This is a genomic window from Zobellella maritima (genome assembly GCF_003075035.1).
Lineage (GTDB): Bacteria > Pseudomonadota > Gammaproteobacteria > Enterobacterales > Aeromonadaceae > Oceanimonas > Oceanimonas maritima.
In genome coordinates this window covers 2,137,218-2,152,452 of the sequence record NZ_QCZE01000001.1, presented here as the reverse complement: position 1 = coordinate 2,152,452, position 15,235 = coordinate 2,137,218, and the positions used below count along the sequence as shown (strand labels likewise).

Annotated in this window: 12 protein-coding genes; 9 read left to right on the top strand and 3 right to left on the bottom strand. The window is 57.6% G+C overall.

What is annotated here, in order from left to right:
• The first annotated feature begins 111 nt into the window (after nt 1-111).
• Together cueR and DCS96_RS09910 are read left to right on the top strand one after the other, a co-directional pair.
• Entirely contained in the window at nt 112-534 is a 423-nt protein-coding gene (gene cueR / locus DCS96_RS09915; protein WP_116474108.1) for a Cu(I)-responsive transcriptional regulator, read from the top strand.
• A 74-nt stretch (nt 535-608) separates the two neighbouring features.
• Nucleotides 609-3,104, top strand: coding sequence for a heavy metal translocating P-type ATPase (locus DCS96_RS09910; protein WP_116474107.1), 2,496 nt, complete (start codon nt 609-611; stop codon nt 3,102-3,104).
• 30 nt (nt 3,105-3,134) lie between these two features.
• Here the strand turns inward: DCS96_RS09910 and chrA are convergent, their stop codons facing one another.
• On the bottom strand, nt 3,135-4,262 hold the full coding sequence (chrA, locus tag DCS96_RS09905; protein ID WP_116474106.1) for a chromate efflux transporter: 1,128 nt from the start codon (nt 4,260-4,262) through the stop codon (nt 3,135-3,137).
• A gap of 168 nt (nt 4,263-4,430) precedes the next feature.
• On the opposite strand from chrA, the gene DCS96_RS09900 reads away from it, so the two are divergent.
• Nucleotides 4,431-4,580, top strand: coding sequence for an entericidin A/B family lipoprotein (locus DCS96_RS09900; protein ID WP_116474105.1), 150 nt, complete (start codon nt 4,431-4,433; stop codon nt 4,578-4,580).
• 71 nt (nt 4,581-4,651) lie between these two features.
• Here the strand turns inward: DCS96_RS09900 and DCS96_RS09895 are convergent, their stop codons facing one another.
• On the bottom strand, nt 4,652-6,274 hold the full coding sequence (locus tag DCS96_RS09895; RefSeq protein ID WP_116474104.1) for a GMC family oxidoreductase: 1,623 nt from the start codon (nt 6,272-6,274) through the stop codon (nt 4,652-4,654).
• Nucleotides 6,275-6,621: 347 nt separating this feature from the next.
• Here DCS96_RS09895 and DCS96_RS09890 point away from each other — a divergent pair, with 347 nt between their 5' ends.
• The 4 genes from DCS96_RS09890 (at nt 6,622) to DCS96_RS09875 (ending at nt 11,019) form a co-directional block, all read left to right on the top strand.
• Complete coding sequence (locus DCS96_RS09890) at nt 6,622-7,635, top strand: TRAP transporter substrate-binding protein (RefSeq protein WP_116474103.1); 1,014 nt, start codon at nt 6,622-6,624, stop codon at nt 7,633-7,635.
• Nucleotides 7,636-7,728: 93 nt separating this feature from the next.
• Nucleotides 7,729-9,681, top strand: a complete 1,953-nt coding sequence (locus DCS96_RS09885; RefSeq protein WP_198649990.1) for a TRAP transporter large permease — start codon at nt 7,729-7,731, stop codon at nt 9,679-9,681.
• A 72-nt stretch (nt 9,682-9,753) separates the two neighbouring features.
• Nucleotides 9,754-10,200, top strand: coding sequence for a GlcG/HbpS family heme-binding protein (locus DCS96_RS09880; protein WP_157953615.1), 447 nt, complete (start codon nt 9,754-9,756; stop codon nt 10,198-10,200).
• Nucleotides 10,201-10,251: 51 nt separating this feature from the next.
• Complete coding sequence (locus DCS96_RS09875) at nt 10,252-11,019, top strand: IclR family transcriptional regulator (RefSeq protein WP_116474101.1); 768 nt, start codon at nt 10,252-10,254, stop codon at nt 11,017-11,019.
• A gap of 150 nt (nt 11,020-11,169) precedes the next feature.
• Here DCS96_RS09875 and pdxR read toward each other — a convergent pair whose 3' ends face one another.
• Complete coding sequence (pdxR, locus tag DCS96_RS09870; RefSeq protein ID WP_116474100.1) at nt 11,170-12,663, bottom strand: MocR-like pyridoxine biosynthesis transcription factor PdxR; 1,494 nt, start codon at nt 12,661-12,663, stop codon at nt 11,170-11,172.
• A gap of 487 nt (nt 12,664-13,150) precedes the next feature.
• On the opposite strand from pdxR, the gene DCS96_RS09865 reads away from it, so the two are divergent.
• Nucleotides 13,151-14,695, top strand: coding sequence for a tripartite tricarboxylate transporter permease (locus tag DCS96_RS09865; protein ID WP_198649989.1), 1,545 nt, complete (start codon nt 13,151-13,153; stop codon nt 14,693-14,695).
• A 2-nt stretch (nt 14,696-14,697) separates the two neighbouring features.
• The gene (locus DCS96_RS09860) at nt 14,698-15,192 is read left to right on the top strand and encodes a tripartite tricarboxylate transporter TctB family protein (protein ID WP_116474099.1); all 495 of its coding nucleotides are present in this window, start codon (nt 14,698-14,700) and stop codon (nt 15,190-15,192) included.
• Nucleotides 15,193-15,235: the final 43 nt, after the last annotated feature.

Here is a 15,235-nt window from a genome sequence, read left to right as displayed (position 1 = left end):
AAAACACTGTATAGATAGCCAGTTTAAAGGAGGAGCGGGAACAGGGGCGGCTGACGCCGCCGTGCTATCCCTCCCCGCCCTAAAAGGACGGGGTTTCCCGCGCAGCTATTGATGAATATAGGTGAAGCCGCGAAACAGGCCGGGGTATCGGCCAAGATGATCCGTCACTACGAACAGATTGCGTTGTTGAAGCCGGCCGGTCGTACCGATGCCGGTTATCGTCAATATGACGAGCGGAACATAGAAGTGCTCAGGTTTATCCGTCAGTCCCGGCTACTCGGCTTCTCTATCCGCCAGATAGACGAACTGCTGACCCTGTGGCAGGACCCTCACCGCCCCAGCCGGGAGGTCAAGCGGGTCGCCCAGCAACACCTGCAAGAGGTGGAAAACAAGATGCGCGAGCTGGCCTCGATGCAAGTCACCCTGCAGCGGATGATTGCCGCCTGTCCGGGCGACGAACAGTCCTACTGCGCCATTCTCGAACAGCTGTCAGCCCCGGCCTCGCCAGTACCCGGCAAGTCCGCCAAAAAATAGTGTTGGAGCGCTTGACCTTCCCATGATGGCAAGCCTTAAGGTGATAGTCAGACATTCATCACGGGGATAACACCATGACGTCATTGACCTCTAGCAACGCCGATGCAGCCGGAAAGGCGCCGGACCTCGACGTGCAGCTGCCGATCTCGGGGATGAGCTGCGCCTCTTGTGTCAGCAGGGTGGAGCAGGCACTGCAGAAGGCGCCGGGCGTACTCGAGGCCAGGGTGAATCTGGCTACCGAAAAAGCCGAGGTAAGCCTGGCCGCCGATACCCCGGCCAGTGTGTTGAGCGAGGCGGTCGAGCGGGCCGGCTACCAGACCCGTACCGAGCAGTTTGAGCTGTCGATTATCGGCATGAGCTGTGCCTCCTGTGTCGGACGGGTGGAAAAGGCGTTGCGGCAGCAGCCCGGGGTGATCTCGGCCAGCGTCAATTTGGCGGCCGAAACCGCCATGATAGAGGCCTTGGCCGGCAACCTGGATGACGGCCGGCTGGTCGCCGTGGTGCGTGATGCGGGCTACGATGCCGCCCCCTTGTCGGCCGGACGCGACCATGATGATGACAATGTACGTAGGGAGCAGGAACGGCTGCGGCTCAAGCGGGCGTTCTGGCTGTCGGCCGCGCTGACACTGCCGGTATTCGTGCTGGAAATGGGCGCGCACTTCATACCGGGCATGCATCAATGGATCCTGGCCACCCTGGGGCAGCCGCTGAACTGGGGCATCCAGTTTGTGCTGACCACACTGGTGTTGTTCGGACCCGGGCTGCGTTTCCTGAGGCACGGCTTGCCCTCTCTGTTGCGGGCGGCCCCCGATATGAACTCGCTGGTGGCGCTGGGCAGCCTGGCAGCCTGGGGGTATTCGGTGGTGGCGACCTTTGCCGGCGGCTGGCTGCCGGAGGGAACCCGGCAGGTATATTTCGAGGCGGCGGCGGTGATTGTCACCCTGATCCTGCTGGGCCGCTACCTGGAGGCCAGGGCCAAGGGCCGCACCGGCGAGGCCATCCAGCGGCTGCTGAGTCTGCAGGTAAAGACCGCCCGGGTCAGGCGTAAAGGAGAAACGTTGGAGCTGCCGTTGGCCCAGGTTCAGGTCGGCGACCTGGTGCTGGTGCGCCCCGGCGAGCGGATACCGGTGGACGGTACCGTGCAGGAGGGCAGCTCCTACGTGGACGAGTCCATGCTCACCGGGGAGCCGGTACCTGTGGCCAAGGAAGCGGGAGACGGGGTAGTCGGTGGCACCATCAATAAAAATGGCGCCCTGAGCTTCGAGGCGACCAAGGTGGGCGGTGATACCCTGCTGGCCCAGATTATCCGAATGGTGGAACAGGCCCAGGGGGCCAAGCTGCCGATCCAGGCACTGGTCGACAAGGTGACGGCGGTGTTTGTACCGGTGGTGATGGCGGTGGCGGCCCTGACCTTTTTGATTTGGCTGTGGCTGGGGCCAAACCCGGCGCTGACCTTCGCCCTGGTCAACGGCGTTGCCGTACTGATCATTGCCTGTCCCTGTGCCATGGGGCTGGCGACGCCCACCTCGATCATGGTGGGGACCGGCCGGGCCGCCGAACTGGGGGTATTGTTCCGCAAGGGCCAGGCACTGCAGAGCCTGCGTAATGCCAGGGTCATCGCGCTGGACAAGACGGGTACCCTGACCAGGGGGCAGCCGGAGCTGACCGATTTCAAGGTACAGCCCGGTTTCGATAAGGATGAAGTACTGACGCTGGTGGCCTCGGTGGAACAGCACTCGGAGCATCCGATTGCCGAGGCCATTGTCGGGGCGGCCAGGGAGCGGGCGCTGGCGTTGGCCGAGCCCGAAGGGTTTGAGACCCTGACCGGCCTGGGGGTGTGCGCCACCGTCCAGGGGCGGCGGGTGGAGATCGGTGCCGATCGCTATCTCCAGCAGCAGGGCCATGACTTGGGTGCCCTGAGGGAAGCGGTGGAAGTGCTGGCGAATGAAGGCAAGAGTCCGCTCTATGCCGCCGTCGACGGCGAACTGGCGGTGGTGCTGGCGGTGGCCGATCCCATCAAGGAGGGTACCCCGGCGGCCATCGATGCCCTGCATGAATTGGGCCTGAAGGTGGCGATGATCACCGGCGACAACAGTGGTACGGCCAACGCCATCGCCCGCCGACTGGGTATCGACGAAGTGGTGGCCGAGGTGATGCCGGACGCCAAGGTCGAGGCATTGCAGCGGTTGCGCGAGCGATTTGGTGCCGTGGCCTTTGTCGGCGACGGTATCAACGATGCACCGGCGCTGGCCGAGGCCGATGTCGGGCTGGCCATCGGCACCGGCACCGATATCGCCATCGAATCGGCGGATGTGGTACTGATGAGCGGTGATCTGCGTGCTGTGCCCAACGCCCTGGCCATCAGCCAGGCTACCCTGCGCAATATTCGCCAGAACCTGTTCTGGGCCTTTGCCTACAATGTGTGCCTGATCCCGGTGGCCGCCGGCGTGCTTTACCCCGCCTTTGGTCTGCTGTTGTCTCCCATGCTGGCCGCCGGCGCCATGGCCATGTCGAGCGTGTTTGTGGTGGGCAACGCACTGCGATTGAAAACCTTCAAGGCGGTGTTATAGGGCCGAATGTATTCGGCCAGGGGAACAGGCCTACAGCCAGAACCCCAGCAGCATAAAGGCCGGGATCAGCACCAGCAGCGGAAACCTGAATACCCGCAGGGCGAGCAGGCCCAGTGCGGCGGCGGCCAGTGCCGGGGGAGCGGTGACGCTGCTAACAAATACCGGTTGGTACAGCGCCGCCAACAAGAGTCCCACCACGGCGGCGTTAATTCCGGTTACGGCGCCGGCCATGCGCGGTCGGCCGGCCAGCGCCTGCCAGCCGTTTTGCAGTGCCAGCAGCAGCAGGAAGCCGGGCAGAAATACGCCGAAGGTGGCGATCAGCGCCCCCATCAGCGGTTGTGTCGGTACCAACTGGGCCCCCAGAAAGCTGGCCAGGGTAAACATGGGGCCAGGCATGGCCTGGGCCGCCGCATAGCCGGTGAGAAAGACCTCCTGGGACAGCTCGTTGGCCAACAGCCCCTGCAGCAGGGGCAGGACCACATGGCCGCCGCCGAACACCAGGCTGCCGGCCTGGTAAAAATCGGCAAATAGCCCGGCGGTGCCGTTCAGGGCCAACAGGGGCAGCAGCAACAGCCCGGCGAACAACAGCAGGAAAGGCCAGTTGGGTTTTATCACCGTGTTTGGGCGTGAACCCTGAGGCACCAGCCAGCGGGCGCCGATCAGGCCGGCGGCAATCAGCGCGATAAACTGGGCGGCCAGCTGGGGAAACAGCCAGAGCGTGGCCGCGGTGACCACCGCCAGGCACCGGGTCAGGGGCTGACGACAGAATTGGCCGGCCATGGTCAGTACCGCATCGGCCACCACCACCAGCGCGAACAGCTTGAGCCCGGTCACGATGGCCAGTGCCGCCGGCTGACTGGCGTAATGCTGTCCAGCCAGCGCCAGCGCCAGCATCAGCACAAAAGAGGGCAGGGTAAAGCCGACAAAGGCCGCGAGGGCGCCGGGCAGCCCGGCACGCTGGAAGCCGATGGCAAATCCCAGCTGGCTGGAGGCGGGACCGGGCAGGAACTGGCACAGGGTCAGGGTCGAGGCAAAATGAGCTTGCTCTATCCAACCGAGTTTTTGTACAAAATGTCGCTGAAAATAGCCGATATGGGCGGCCGGACCACCGAAACTGATCCAGCCCAGCTTGAAGAACTGCCAGAAAACCTGAAGCATAGAATACCCTTGATAATAATCCCTGCCCCATGATAGCGGTTTAGTGTGTACATCTCATGACATGGGAGCTCGACAAGGGTCGGAGGGGGTGGCGAATGGATCTTGAGTGTCGTAATTCAACCTATACTTTCACTGACATCGATTCATTGCTGCGGAAGGAAAAAGACCATGACGAGAAAAATACTGGCCGTCTTGATGGCCCTCGGCCTGCTGGGTTCATTGGCCGGCTGTAACACCTTTGCCGGTGCGGGTAAGGATATCCAGCAAGGTGGTGAAGCGATAGAAGAAGCCGCTGTGGACGTACAGCGCAGTTATTGATCAAGAAATCCACATGTTTACCCGGGGCCGGGCATCCCGGCCCCGGGTTTGTCCTTGATGCGCAATACTCCTTAGCCCCGAGCGCGATCTTCCTTGATCATATCGGCGCATTTTTCACCGATCATGATCGAGGGGGCATTGGTATTTCCGGATACGATCAGCGGCATGATGGAGGCGTCGGCCACGCGCAGCCCCTTGATGCCGTGTACCCTCAGCCTGCTGTCGACCACGGCCATGTCGTCATTCCCCATCTTGCAGGTACTGGTCGGATGATAAATGGTCTGACTGAAGCGACGGGCGGCATCAAGTAGTTGCTCGTCGGTCTGATACTGGCGACCGGGCACATATTCATCGATGATCACGGGCTTGAGTGCATCGGCTTCGGCGATGCGTCTGGCTACTTTGATGGCATCGACCGCCACTCGCAGATCTTCCTCTTCAGAGAGATAATTGGCCTGGATAGAGGGATACTCGTGAGGATCGGCGCTGCGGATCTTGATGCTGCCGCGGCTATGGGGCCGCAGCTGGCAGACGGAAGCGGTAAAGGCGGAGAAGGGATGCACGCCCTCACCGGGTTTATCGGCACTAAGTGGCTGCATATGGAATTGAATATCCGGCCGATCCAGCCCTTCCCGTGACTGGGTAAAGATACACACCTGGCTGGCGGCCAGGGTCAAGGGCCCGGTACGGGAGAGGGCGTACTGCATGCCGACCCCCAGCTTTTTCACCGGGTTGTTGACCTCGTCGTTGAGGGTCTTGCAGCTGGTCTTGAACACCAGGCGGATTTGCAGGTGATCCTGAAGGTTCTCTCCCACCCCCGGCAAAGCATGCAGGCATTCTACTCCCACCGATGTCAGGTGCTCCGGTTCACCGATACCTGAGCACTGCAGGATTTGCGGCGAGCCGATGGCGCCGGTACTGAGCACGACTTCCCGGGTTGCTCGGGCCAGCAGGCGCTTGTCCTTGTGTTCAAACTCGATGCCGGTGGCCTGCTTGCCCTCCAGCAGGATGCGGCGGGTATGGGCATGGGTCAGCAGGGTCAGGTTGGGGCGTTTCAGCGCCGGGTGCAGGAACGCTTTGGCGCTGCTGCAGCGCAGGCCCTTGTAGGCGGTTTGCTGAAAATAGCCGACGCCTTCCTGTTTTTCGCCATTGACGTCCGGGTTGGCCGGGATGCCGATTTGTTGCGCGGCTTCGACAAAGCGATCGGCGATTTCCCTGCGCAGGCGCAGATCGGAGACCTTCAGCGGGCCATCGACTCCGTGGTATTCATCTGCGCCCCGGGACTGGCATTCGGACTTTTTGAAATAGGGCAGGACTTCCCGGTAGCTCCAGCCCTCGTTGCCCAGGGCGGCCCAGTCATCGTAGTCCTGATGTTGGCCGCGGATATACAACAAGCCATTGAGTGAGCTGGATCCGCCCAGCACCTTGCCCCTCGGCCATTGCAGCTGCCGGCCATTGATGCCCTGATCGGGATCGGTGACATAACACCAGTCGGTGCCGGGATTATGCATGGTCTTGAAGTAGCCAACGGGGATGTGGATCCAGGGATTCCAGTCCCGGCCGCCGGCCTCCAGCAGCAGCACCCTGATCTCCGGATCCTCGGTGAGCCGGTTGGCCAGCACACAGCCTGCCGAGCCGGCACCCACAACAATATAGTCGAATTCACCAAAAACCTGATCTTGATACTGAGGCATAATCCACCCGATAAAAAACGATACGAATAGTATCAAAATAGTTAAATTGATTTTTATATCAAGTGAAATTTGATTTTTTTTGTTGGTTTTTTGTTGTTTTTTTGGGGCGGTTATCCGTTTTAAGGGTAGGAGGATCCGGCTTGCATGGGGGGTGGCTGCCGGTGGGGCGCACGGTCCGGGGTTCAGGATATTGATTTTATTACAAAATGATAATTTTGATTCATTTTGTATCAAAATTATATGGATCTAAGTTGACATTGGTGCTTTTTGATTCTTATAGTTACAAATGTTGCTTTAGTGTAACTGTTTCTTTAAGTTATATGGTTAGGACAAGGAAGAGGTCACCTATGAAGATCAAACCGTTTATTCTGTCGTCAGTGGTACTGGCGATGTCGGTCAGCACCGCAGCAGTAGCCGACTACTCGGGCCCCAAGATCAAGATGAAGCTGGCTCATCCGGCTCCTCCCGGAAGCCACATTACCGTGGCCTATAAAAAGTTTGCCGACCTGGTGAAGGAAAAATCAGATGGCAGGATCAAGGTACAGCTGTTTCCTGGCTCTGTGCTGGGTAGTGACAGGGTGATGATCGAAGGCGCCCAGCGGGGAACTCTGGAGATCGGCGTCAGTTCGACCCCCAACCTTGCCAGCTTTACCCCGCTTTATCAGGTGTTTGACCTGCCCTATATCACCAGTCCCAAGTACCAGGAAAATCTTTACAGGGCACTGGATAAAGGCGCTCCGCTGAATAGCTATCTTGAGAAGGTCGCCAATGACATCGGCCTGCAGCCCATCATGTATGCGGAATACGGTTATCGGAATTTTGTTTCCAAGGATCGTCCGCTCAATGGCCCGGGATCTCTTTCCGGGCTGAAGATGCGCACCACGGACTCACCGGTGGATGTGGCCGTCGCCAAGGCCCTGGGCGCCAACCCGGCACCCATTGCCTGGGGTGAGGTCTATACCGCACTGCAGCAGGGCACCATAGATGCGGAAGGGAACACCTTCGACCTGATGTATGGTGCCAAGCATCATGAAAATCTGAAGTATGCGGTCACCTCGGCCCATAACTACGGCATGCAGGTGGCGATGGCCAACAAGAAATGGTGGGATAGCCTGCCTGAAGAGGCGCAGCAGTTGATCGATGAGGCGTCCCAGGAAGCGGTGACCTATCAGCGCACCGTGGCCTACCCGGAAGATCAGAAAAAAGCACGTCAGGGCATGATAGAGGCGGGCGTTGTCATTCACGAAACCACCGAGGAAGAAATGGCCCAATACCGCGAGGCAACCAAGCCGGTATTTGACGAATTCGCCGCCAAGCTTCCTGCGGAGCTGGTTAAGTTGGTTCAGGATACCCAGCAGTAAGCCGGTGTTGTTTTGAACTGGCTGGTCCTCAGGCAGGAGCACCGAGCTCCTGCCTGAGGATATTATTTTAGGTTCTGATCCCGGAGCTGTTGTATGGAAACCTTGAAGATGGATAGAGCGCTGGATAAAGAAAAAAGTCCCTCTTATCTTGAAACCATCATTAAAAACTTTGAAAAGCCCTTCCTGTTTGTCGGCTTGCTGTTGATGATCGTCATCATCAACTACCAGACCTTCTTCCGATATTCCATTTCTGCCTTGCTGAACATGATAGGTGCGCCCGAATTTGAACAGCTGTTCGGGGAATGGGTGGATATTGACGGATTGCGTGCCGGCATCAAGGATATTGTGGGTTGGGGGGTATGGACCGAAGAGCTGGCCCGCTATATCTTTATCTGGATATCCTATCTGGCGGTCTCGATCTCGATTATCTCGCGAAGCGGCATACGTGTTGATGTGCTTCATAATCGGCTTTCCCAGCGGTATCAGAATATTCTGTGGATAGTGATCGACAGCTGCACGCTGATCCTGGTTTTCCTGTTTGCCTTTATGGGGCTGGATTATGTGAAAATGCAGCTTGCCATGCCCCAGACCACACCTGCCATGCAGATTGGCTATTACATTCCCTACCTGATACTGCCTATCGGCTTCGGCCTGATGACCATTCGTACCCTGCAGTCCCTGTGGCGTCAGTGCCGGGGCATGAGTGTTGTGGACGTATGCATCGGCCTGCTGACGCCGGCTGTCCTGTTTGCACCCGTGATGCTGTCCGATGAATGGAATGCCTCCCTGCTGCTGTTCGGCTATTTCATCCTGTTCTTGCTGATGGGGGTGCCCATTGCCTTTGCCCTGGGTCTGGCCGGTTTGACCACAGTGCTGGGCGCCGGCACTCTGCCGGTGGATTATCTGGCGCAGATTGCCTTTTCATCGATAGATTCCTTCCCCATCATGGCCATTCCCTTCTTCATTGCAGCTGGTGTCTTTATGGGGGCGGGCGGCCTGTCCAAGCGGCTGCTGGCCCTGGGGGACGAACTGGTCGGTGCCTTGCCCGGCGGCATGGCCCTGGCCAGCATCATGACCTGTATTTTCTTCGCCTCCATCAGTGGTTCGGGTCCGGCCACGGTGGCCGCCATTGGCTCCATCACCATACCGGCCATGATAGCCCGGGGTTATGACAAGTATTTTGCCGCGACCGTGGTGGCCTGTGCCGGGGCGATTGGGGTGATCATTCCGCCCAGCAACCCCTTTGTGGTCTACGGGGTATCGGCCCAGGTGTCGATTGGCAAGCTGTTTATCGCCGGCATCATCCCCGGCCTGATCATGGGAGTTGCCCTGATGGTGGTGGCCTACCTGATCTCCAAGAAAAACGGCTGGTATGGCGAGGTGCGGGAGCGCTCCCTGAAAACCTTTATGAGCGCGGCCTGGCAGGCGAAATGGGCGCTGATGGTGCCGGTGATCGTGCTGGGTGGTATTTATGGCGGCATCATGACACCGACGGAAGCCGCCGCCGTTGCCGCTCTGTATGGACTGTTCGTCGGGCTCTGCGTCCACAAGGAGCTGACCTTTAACAGCCTCTGGTCCTCGGCGCAGGATGCGGCCGGAATTTCTTCCATCATCATATTGCTGATGGCGATGGCGACCATTTTTGGCAATATCATGACCATTGAGCAGATACCCGAGAGCATCGCCGAGTCCATTCTGGCTTTGACCTCTAACAAGTTTGTCATCCTTATCATGATCAATATCTTCCTGCTCTGGATAGGTATTTTCATGGAAGCGCTGGCGGCCATTGTGATTCTGACGCCGATACTGTTGCCACTGGTCGTAGCGGTAGGGGTAGACCCGATTCATTTCGGGGTAATGATGGTCATGAACCTGGCGATTGGCTTTATTACCCCGCCGGTGGGCGTCAACCTGTTCGTGGCCAGTGGTATTGCTCATGTCAGCATCGGTGGGCTGGCCAGAGCGGTCTGGGTTTATCTGCTGGTGATGATCGCCGTGCTGCTGATGGTTACCTACATTCCGGAAATCTCATTGCTCTTGCTATGAAAATGATTTTAAAAAGCGGGGCTCTCGGGCTCCGCTTTTATTTTTGAGGCCTGTGCAGATAAGGAGGCATCGTTGCCCGTCAGTTCAATCATTGTATCTGAGGCCTGCCGGCAACTGGCAGCTCGGTCTCAACAGGATGGTGGCCAGCCGTTATGTTTTGCCGTGGTCGATGACTCGGGCGCCCTGATTTATCTATACCGGATGGATGGCGCGCCCGAGCGGTTGATCCGTATCGCCACGGGAAAGGCCTATACGGCAGCCAGGATGGGGGTATCAACCGTCCTGTTCAGGCAACGGTTGCTGCATGAGCAGTTGACCCTGTCAGACTTTCTGGATGAACAGTTCACCTCGCTGCCCGGCGGTGAGCCCCTGTTTGACGACGGCGGGTTGGTCGGGGCGGTGGGGGTGAGTGGCCGCGCCCTGGAGGAGGATACGCTTCTCTGTCGGCAGTTTGCGGAGCTTATCCTGTATGGCGAACGGATGATCCATAATGGGAGCTGGCCGGCCAAAACGACATAGCAACCTGATTTCCCTATGATAAAATGCCTGAATATCCATGTCGGAGGGCTTATGAGCACATCAGCAAGTGCAACCAACTCTACTCTGCTTCGTGCCTTTGCCTTGATAGAGGAAATGCTCAAGGAAGACAGGGCAACCACGGCGGCAGACCTGTGTCAGCGTCTGGATGTGCCCAAACCCACGGTGCACCGTATTATCGGGCAACTGGAGCAAGAAGGCCTGTTACAAAAGGAACCCGATGGCCGCCATCTCAGCCCGGGCCCACGCTTGAGAAAAATGGCACTGGGGGTACTGGCCCAGCGCAGTGTCGGCGCCCCGCGGCGGGCTGTCTTGCAGAAACTGGCGGAAGAGCTGGGGGAAACCTGCAACATCACCCTGCTGGATGGCCATGAGCTGGTGTATTTCGAGCGAGTCGAAACCAACTGGCCGGTGCGCATTCAGTTGCATCCGGGCTCGCGCATGCCTCTGCACTGCACCGCCAGCGGCAAACTGTTTCTGGCATTAATGACTCCCCACAGGCGCAAGGCGTTGCTTTCAGGATTGACCCTCAGTGCTCATACCCAACATACCATCACCGATCGGGAGCAGCTGGAGCAGGAACTCGAGAAGATAGCCGACAATACCCTGAGTACCGACAATGAAGAGTTGATTGACGGCATGGTAGCCATTGCCGTGCCCGTCTACGATGATGTGGGGCAGATACGTGCCACTGTGGCGGTGCATGCGCCTACCATACGCAAGCCGTTGACCAGTCTGATGGAATGGGCGCCGACCCTGCGTCGTGCTGCCAGCCAGCTGCAGGCGGTGCTGGATTTGTAACTTCCCTGCCACAGCGAAGGAAGAAGTAGGGGGCTCCCGGCCCCCTTAAATCCCAACGCCGCCCGCTAAAGGGGCATACTTTGCCACCGAGCAGAGCGTTGGCCTCATGGATGAGGCCGTCCCTTAACGCTTAACTGAATGATGCCCCCCTCATATCCCGCTTTCCGATTCTGTCTGTAATTGTGCCTTGATCCTGGCCAGCAGCCTGATGCCCGGCTCTATCTGTTCGAGGGGGATCGCCGACAGGCCGATCTTGAGGAAATTCTTCGGCAGATGGCTGCCGAAATGGTAGCTGGCGGCGGGGATCAACAACAGCCCTTCCCTTGCCGCCCGTTGCTTCAATTGGCCTGCATCCAGGCCAGCGGGCAGTTCCAGCCAGCAGGAAGAGCCGCTGATCGGAGAGCTGATGCAGTCGGGCAGGTGTTGCTTCAGCGCTTGGGCCAGGCATTCCCCCCGCTCCTGAAATACCCGGGCCAGCTTGCGCAGCAGGGCATCGTGGTATCCCTGGGCCAGGAACAAGGCCACGGCCCGCTGGTTGTTGAGCGGTGGATGGCGCAGCATCAGCTGGCGCAGGTTGCGCGCTTCCTGGATAAGTGCCCTGGGGCCGACCAGGAAGCCCATACGCAGTCCGGGCGCCAGGGTCTTGGACAGGCTGCCGATATATAACACCCGCTCGGCCCGATCCAGGCTTTTCAGTGCCGGAGTGGGGTGGGTATCAAAGTTCATCTCCATTTCATAGTCATCTTCGATGACAATGAAATCCTGCCGCTGGGCTTCTTCCAGCAAGGCCAGCCGTCGTGACAGCGGCATGGTGACCGTAGTCGGACACTGATGGCTGGGGGTCAGGTAGACCGCATCGCATTCATTCAATTGCTCGTCCACCACCAGTCCGTCCTTGTCTACCTGCAGGCTCTTCACCCGGGCGCCGAACACCTTGGCAATATGACCGGCACTGACATAGCCGGGATCCTCGATACCAAAGCAGGAGCTGCTGTCCAGCAGCAACTGGGCCAGCAGGTAGATGGCCTGCTGGGAGCCGACCGTAACCAGGATCTCATCATTGCTCGCCTGTATACCCCGGCTGGGCAGGATGCGTTTTTGCAGCTGTTCGACCAGCAACGGATCGTCGCTGTCGTAACGGTCGGAGCTCCAGTCGCGGATCGCCTGCACGCTGACCGCATCCCGCCAGCACTTACGCCAGCTGTCGATGGGAAACAGGCTGGTATCCAGCTGACCGTAGACAAAGGGGTATTTATAGCTCTGCCAGGAATAAGACTGGCTGGCATTGGGTTGATGGCCGGGATGGACCTTCAGCCGTTGCAACCAGTTCACCTTGTCGACGCCGCTATCCGTGGGTGTGGCCGGGAGATCCTGAGGGGACTCGATGCCGCTGGTAGTAAACTGTGGGTTGACATAATAGCCGCTGCGTTCACGGGAGGTGAGGTAGCCATCCGAGACCAGCTCGTCATACACCAGCACTATGGTATTGCGGGCCACATTCAGGTTCTTGGCCAGGCTGCGACAGGAAGGCAGGGGCTTATCCTGGGGTAAGAAGCCGCCGAGAATAGCATTCACCAGGTGTTCCCGTACCTGCTGCTGCAGGGTCGTCTGGCTGTCTCTGTCAAGATGGAAAAGTGCCGACATCCTGTGGCCTCCGTGATGATGGTGATAGGACGGAAATGTATCTCGTGATGGCAGCCAAGGCGGCGGAGTGTCAGAGCGCCCAGACTGATTAAAACGAGATATTTTGTATTGAAATTTTAATCTCGGGTTAGACCAATAACAACCCGTAGTTTTCCGGAGCATGGACGCCGGCAGAATAACACGGACCGGCAACCAAGGGACAGGCGCTTGCTTTCCCTGTCACTAAGCGGGCTGCATTGCCGCCGAGAGGAATGGTTCAGGCCGAAGCAGTGTGAGGGGTCTTCCAGGCAAGGATATTTTTGACTCGTTGTGGTGTTGACAAGGAGTATTCGCACAACTATACCTGTTACCCATATGTTACAGATATGTCATGTATATGAGTTGTATGGGTTGTCCCCCCGGATCCATGAAACAAGGGAGTTGGCTGTTTAACAGGGTTCAAATATTTCATGACCGTCAGGTTTTACAGTAGAGAGGATGGAATCTCATGTTGGAGTTTGTTCAATATCTACCCGAGGTGTTTACACCCTGGAATTTTATGGTGCTGGTGCTGGGCACCGTCGGTGGCCTGGTGTTGGGGGCTACCCCGGGCCTGAGCCCGACCATGGCGGTGGCGCTCTTGATTCCGTTTACTTTTCATATGGAGCCGGCTACCGGCCTGATCCTGCTTGGCGCGACCTATACGTCAACGGTGGCCGGCGGTGCGGTCAGTGCCATACTGCTCAGTATCCCGGGGGCTCCCGCCAATATAGCGACCACCATGGACGGCCATCCACTTGCCAAAAAGGGAAAGGCCACAGCAGCCCTGCATTATTGTTTTATCGCCTCTTTTGTCGGTGGCCTGCTTGGCGTACTGGTACTGATCTTTTTTACTCCCACCTTGTCGGGATGGGCGTTGGAATTCGGTCCCTCTCACCTGTTCTGGGTCGCTATCCTGGGGGTGACCGTTATCGGTACCCTGGGCTCCGGCTCCGTTATCAAGGGACTGATTTCCGGCTTTCTTGGCCTGTGGATCTCGACGATTGGTTATGATCCCGTGCTGGGTGTTGAGCGTTTTATCTTCACCGAGCACCTGGCCGGCGGCATCAATATTATTGCGGCACTGGTGGGGCTGTTTGCCATACCTCAGGTATTGTCGATGTTGTCCAGTGAGCAGCTCCCGGAGGGGGTGCAGAAGTTTGCCATGGAAACACAGAGTATCCTGTCTTCAATTCGGGATACCCTGCTGGCCTGGAAGGCCCTGATCGTCGGCAGCCTGGTGGGCATTTTTGTCGGCCTGATACCGGGCGCGGGCGGGCAGATTGCCGGTTTGGTGTCTTATGATCAAACCAAGAAAATGAGCCGTCATCCAGAGCGCTTTGGCCAGGGGGAACCGGCCGGGGTGGTGGCCGCCGAATCCGCAAACAATGCCATGGTGGGGCCATCCCTGGTGCCTTTGCTGACGTTGAGCGTGCCGGGCAGCCCCACCGCGGCGGTATTGCTGGGGGGATTATTGATCCATGGGTTGTTCCCAGGGCCCTCGCTGTTTACCGAGCATGCCCCTGTGGTCTGGACCTTTATCGACTCCTTGCTGATTGGTCAGCTGCTGATGTGCATCTTCGGGCTGACCATCAGTCGTTACAGCCGGGTGGTGATGAACATTCCCGAGTTCTATATGGCGGCCGCTATTACTGTGCTCGCTGTGTTTGGCACCTATAGCGTACAAAACAGCTTTTCGGATGTATTTATCATGATGACCCTGGGGATCGGAATGTATTTTGCCTCCAAACTGGGTTTTAGTCCTTCTCCTTTGGTATTGGGCATCATATTGGGCCCTATCGCCGAGACCAACTTTGTCCAGGGAGAGATGATTGCGTCGGTTAGCGGTGGTTTGGCGTCTTATTTCCTCGGCGGCAGCCTGAATATCATCCTGGTCATGCTCTGTCTTGGTTCTATTGGTTACAGCATTTATGGCGAGTTTCGGCAGCGCAACAAAAACATGAAAAAAGTACAGCAGGAAAAAGAGAATCACACCCACCCGGAAGGAGTTTAATCATGAGTGAAGGTAGACTGATTGCCTTGGGTAGCCTGGCTGTTTCCGGCGTATTGTTGGCAGCAGGGAGTAATGTGGAGTTTGGGCAGGATGCATATCGTTTTCCAAACTTCCTGGCTGTTATCATTGCGGTTTTTTCCCTGGTGATGTTTATGTCAGAGAAGAAGGAAAAAGGCAAGTCGGGCACAGGGGCGGGGTATGTCTATTCCTGGCTGTTCAAGTCAGGAGGGGGTGAAAACAAGCGTGCAATGGCATTGCCCAGGCTGGCCCCCATGTTTTTAATTATCTTCTTTTATCTTTTTCTTGCAGGCAGTATAGGTTTGTATGTCACTTCATTTTTGGCCTTTTTCACTATTGTCATGATCTATGGAGCAGGCCGACCAAAAAGAAGTTTTGTTTTAAAATATCTGGCTATTTCCATCGTGTTTATTTCGGCTATTTATCTGTTGTTTGCTGTTGCATTACAGCTGCATACGCCGGCTGCTGTGTTGATGTAGGTCGATAGTAATAAGAAAGTAAGGAAGTTTTTCTGCTCTATGG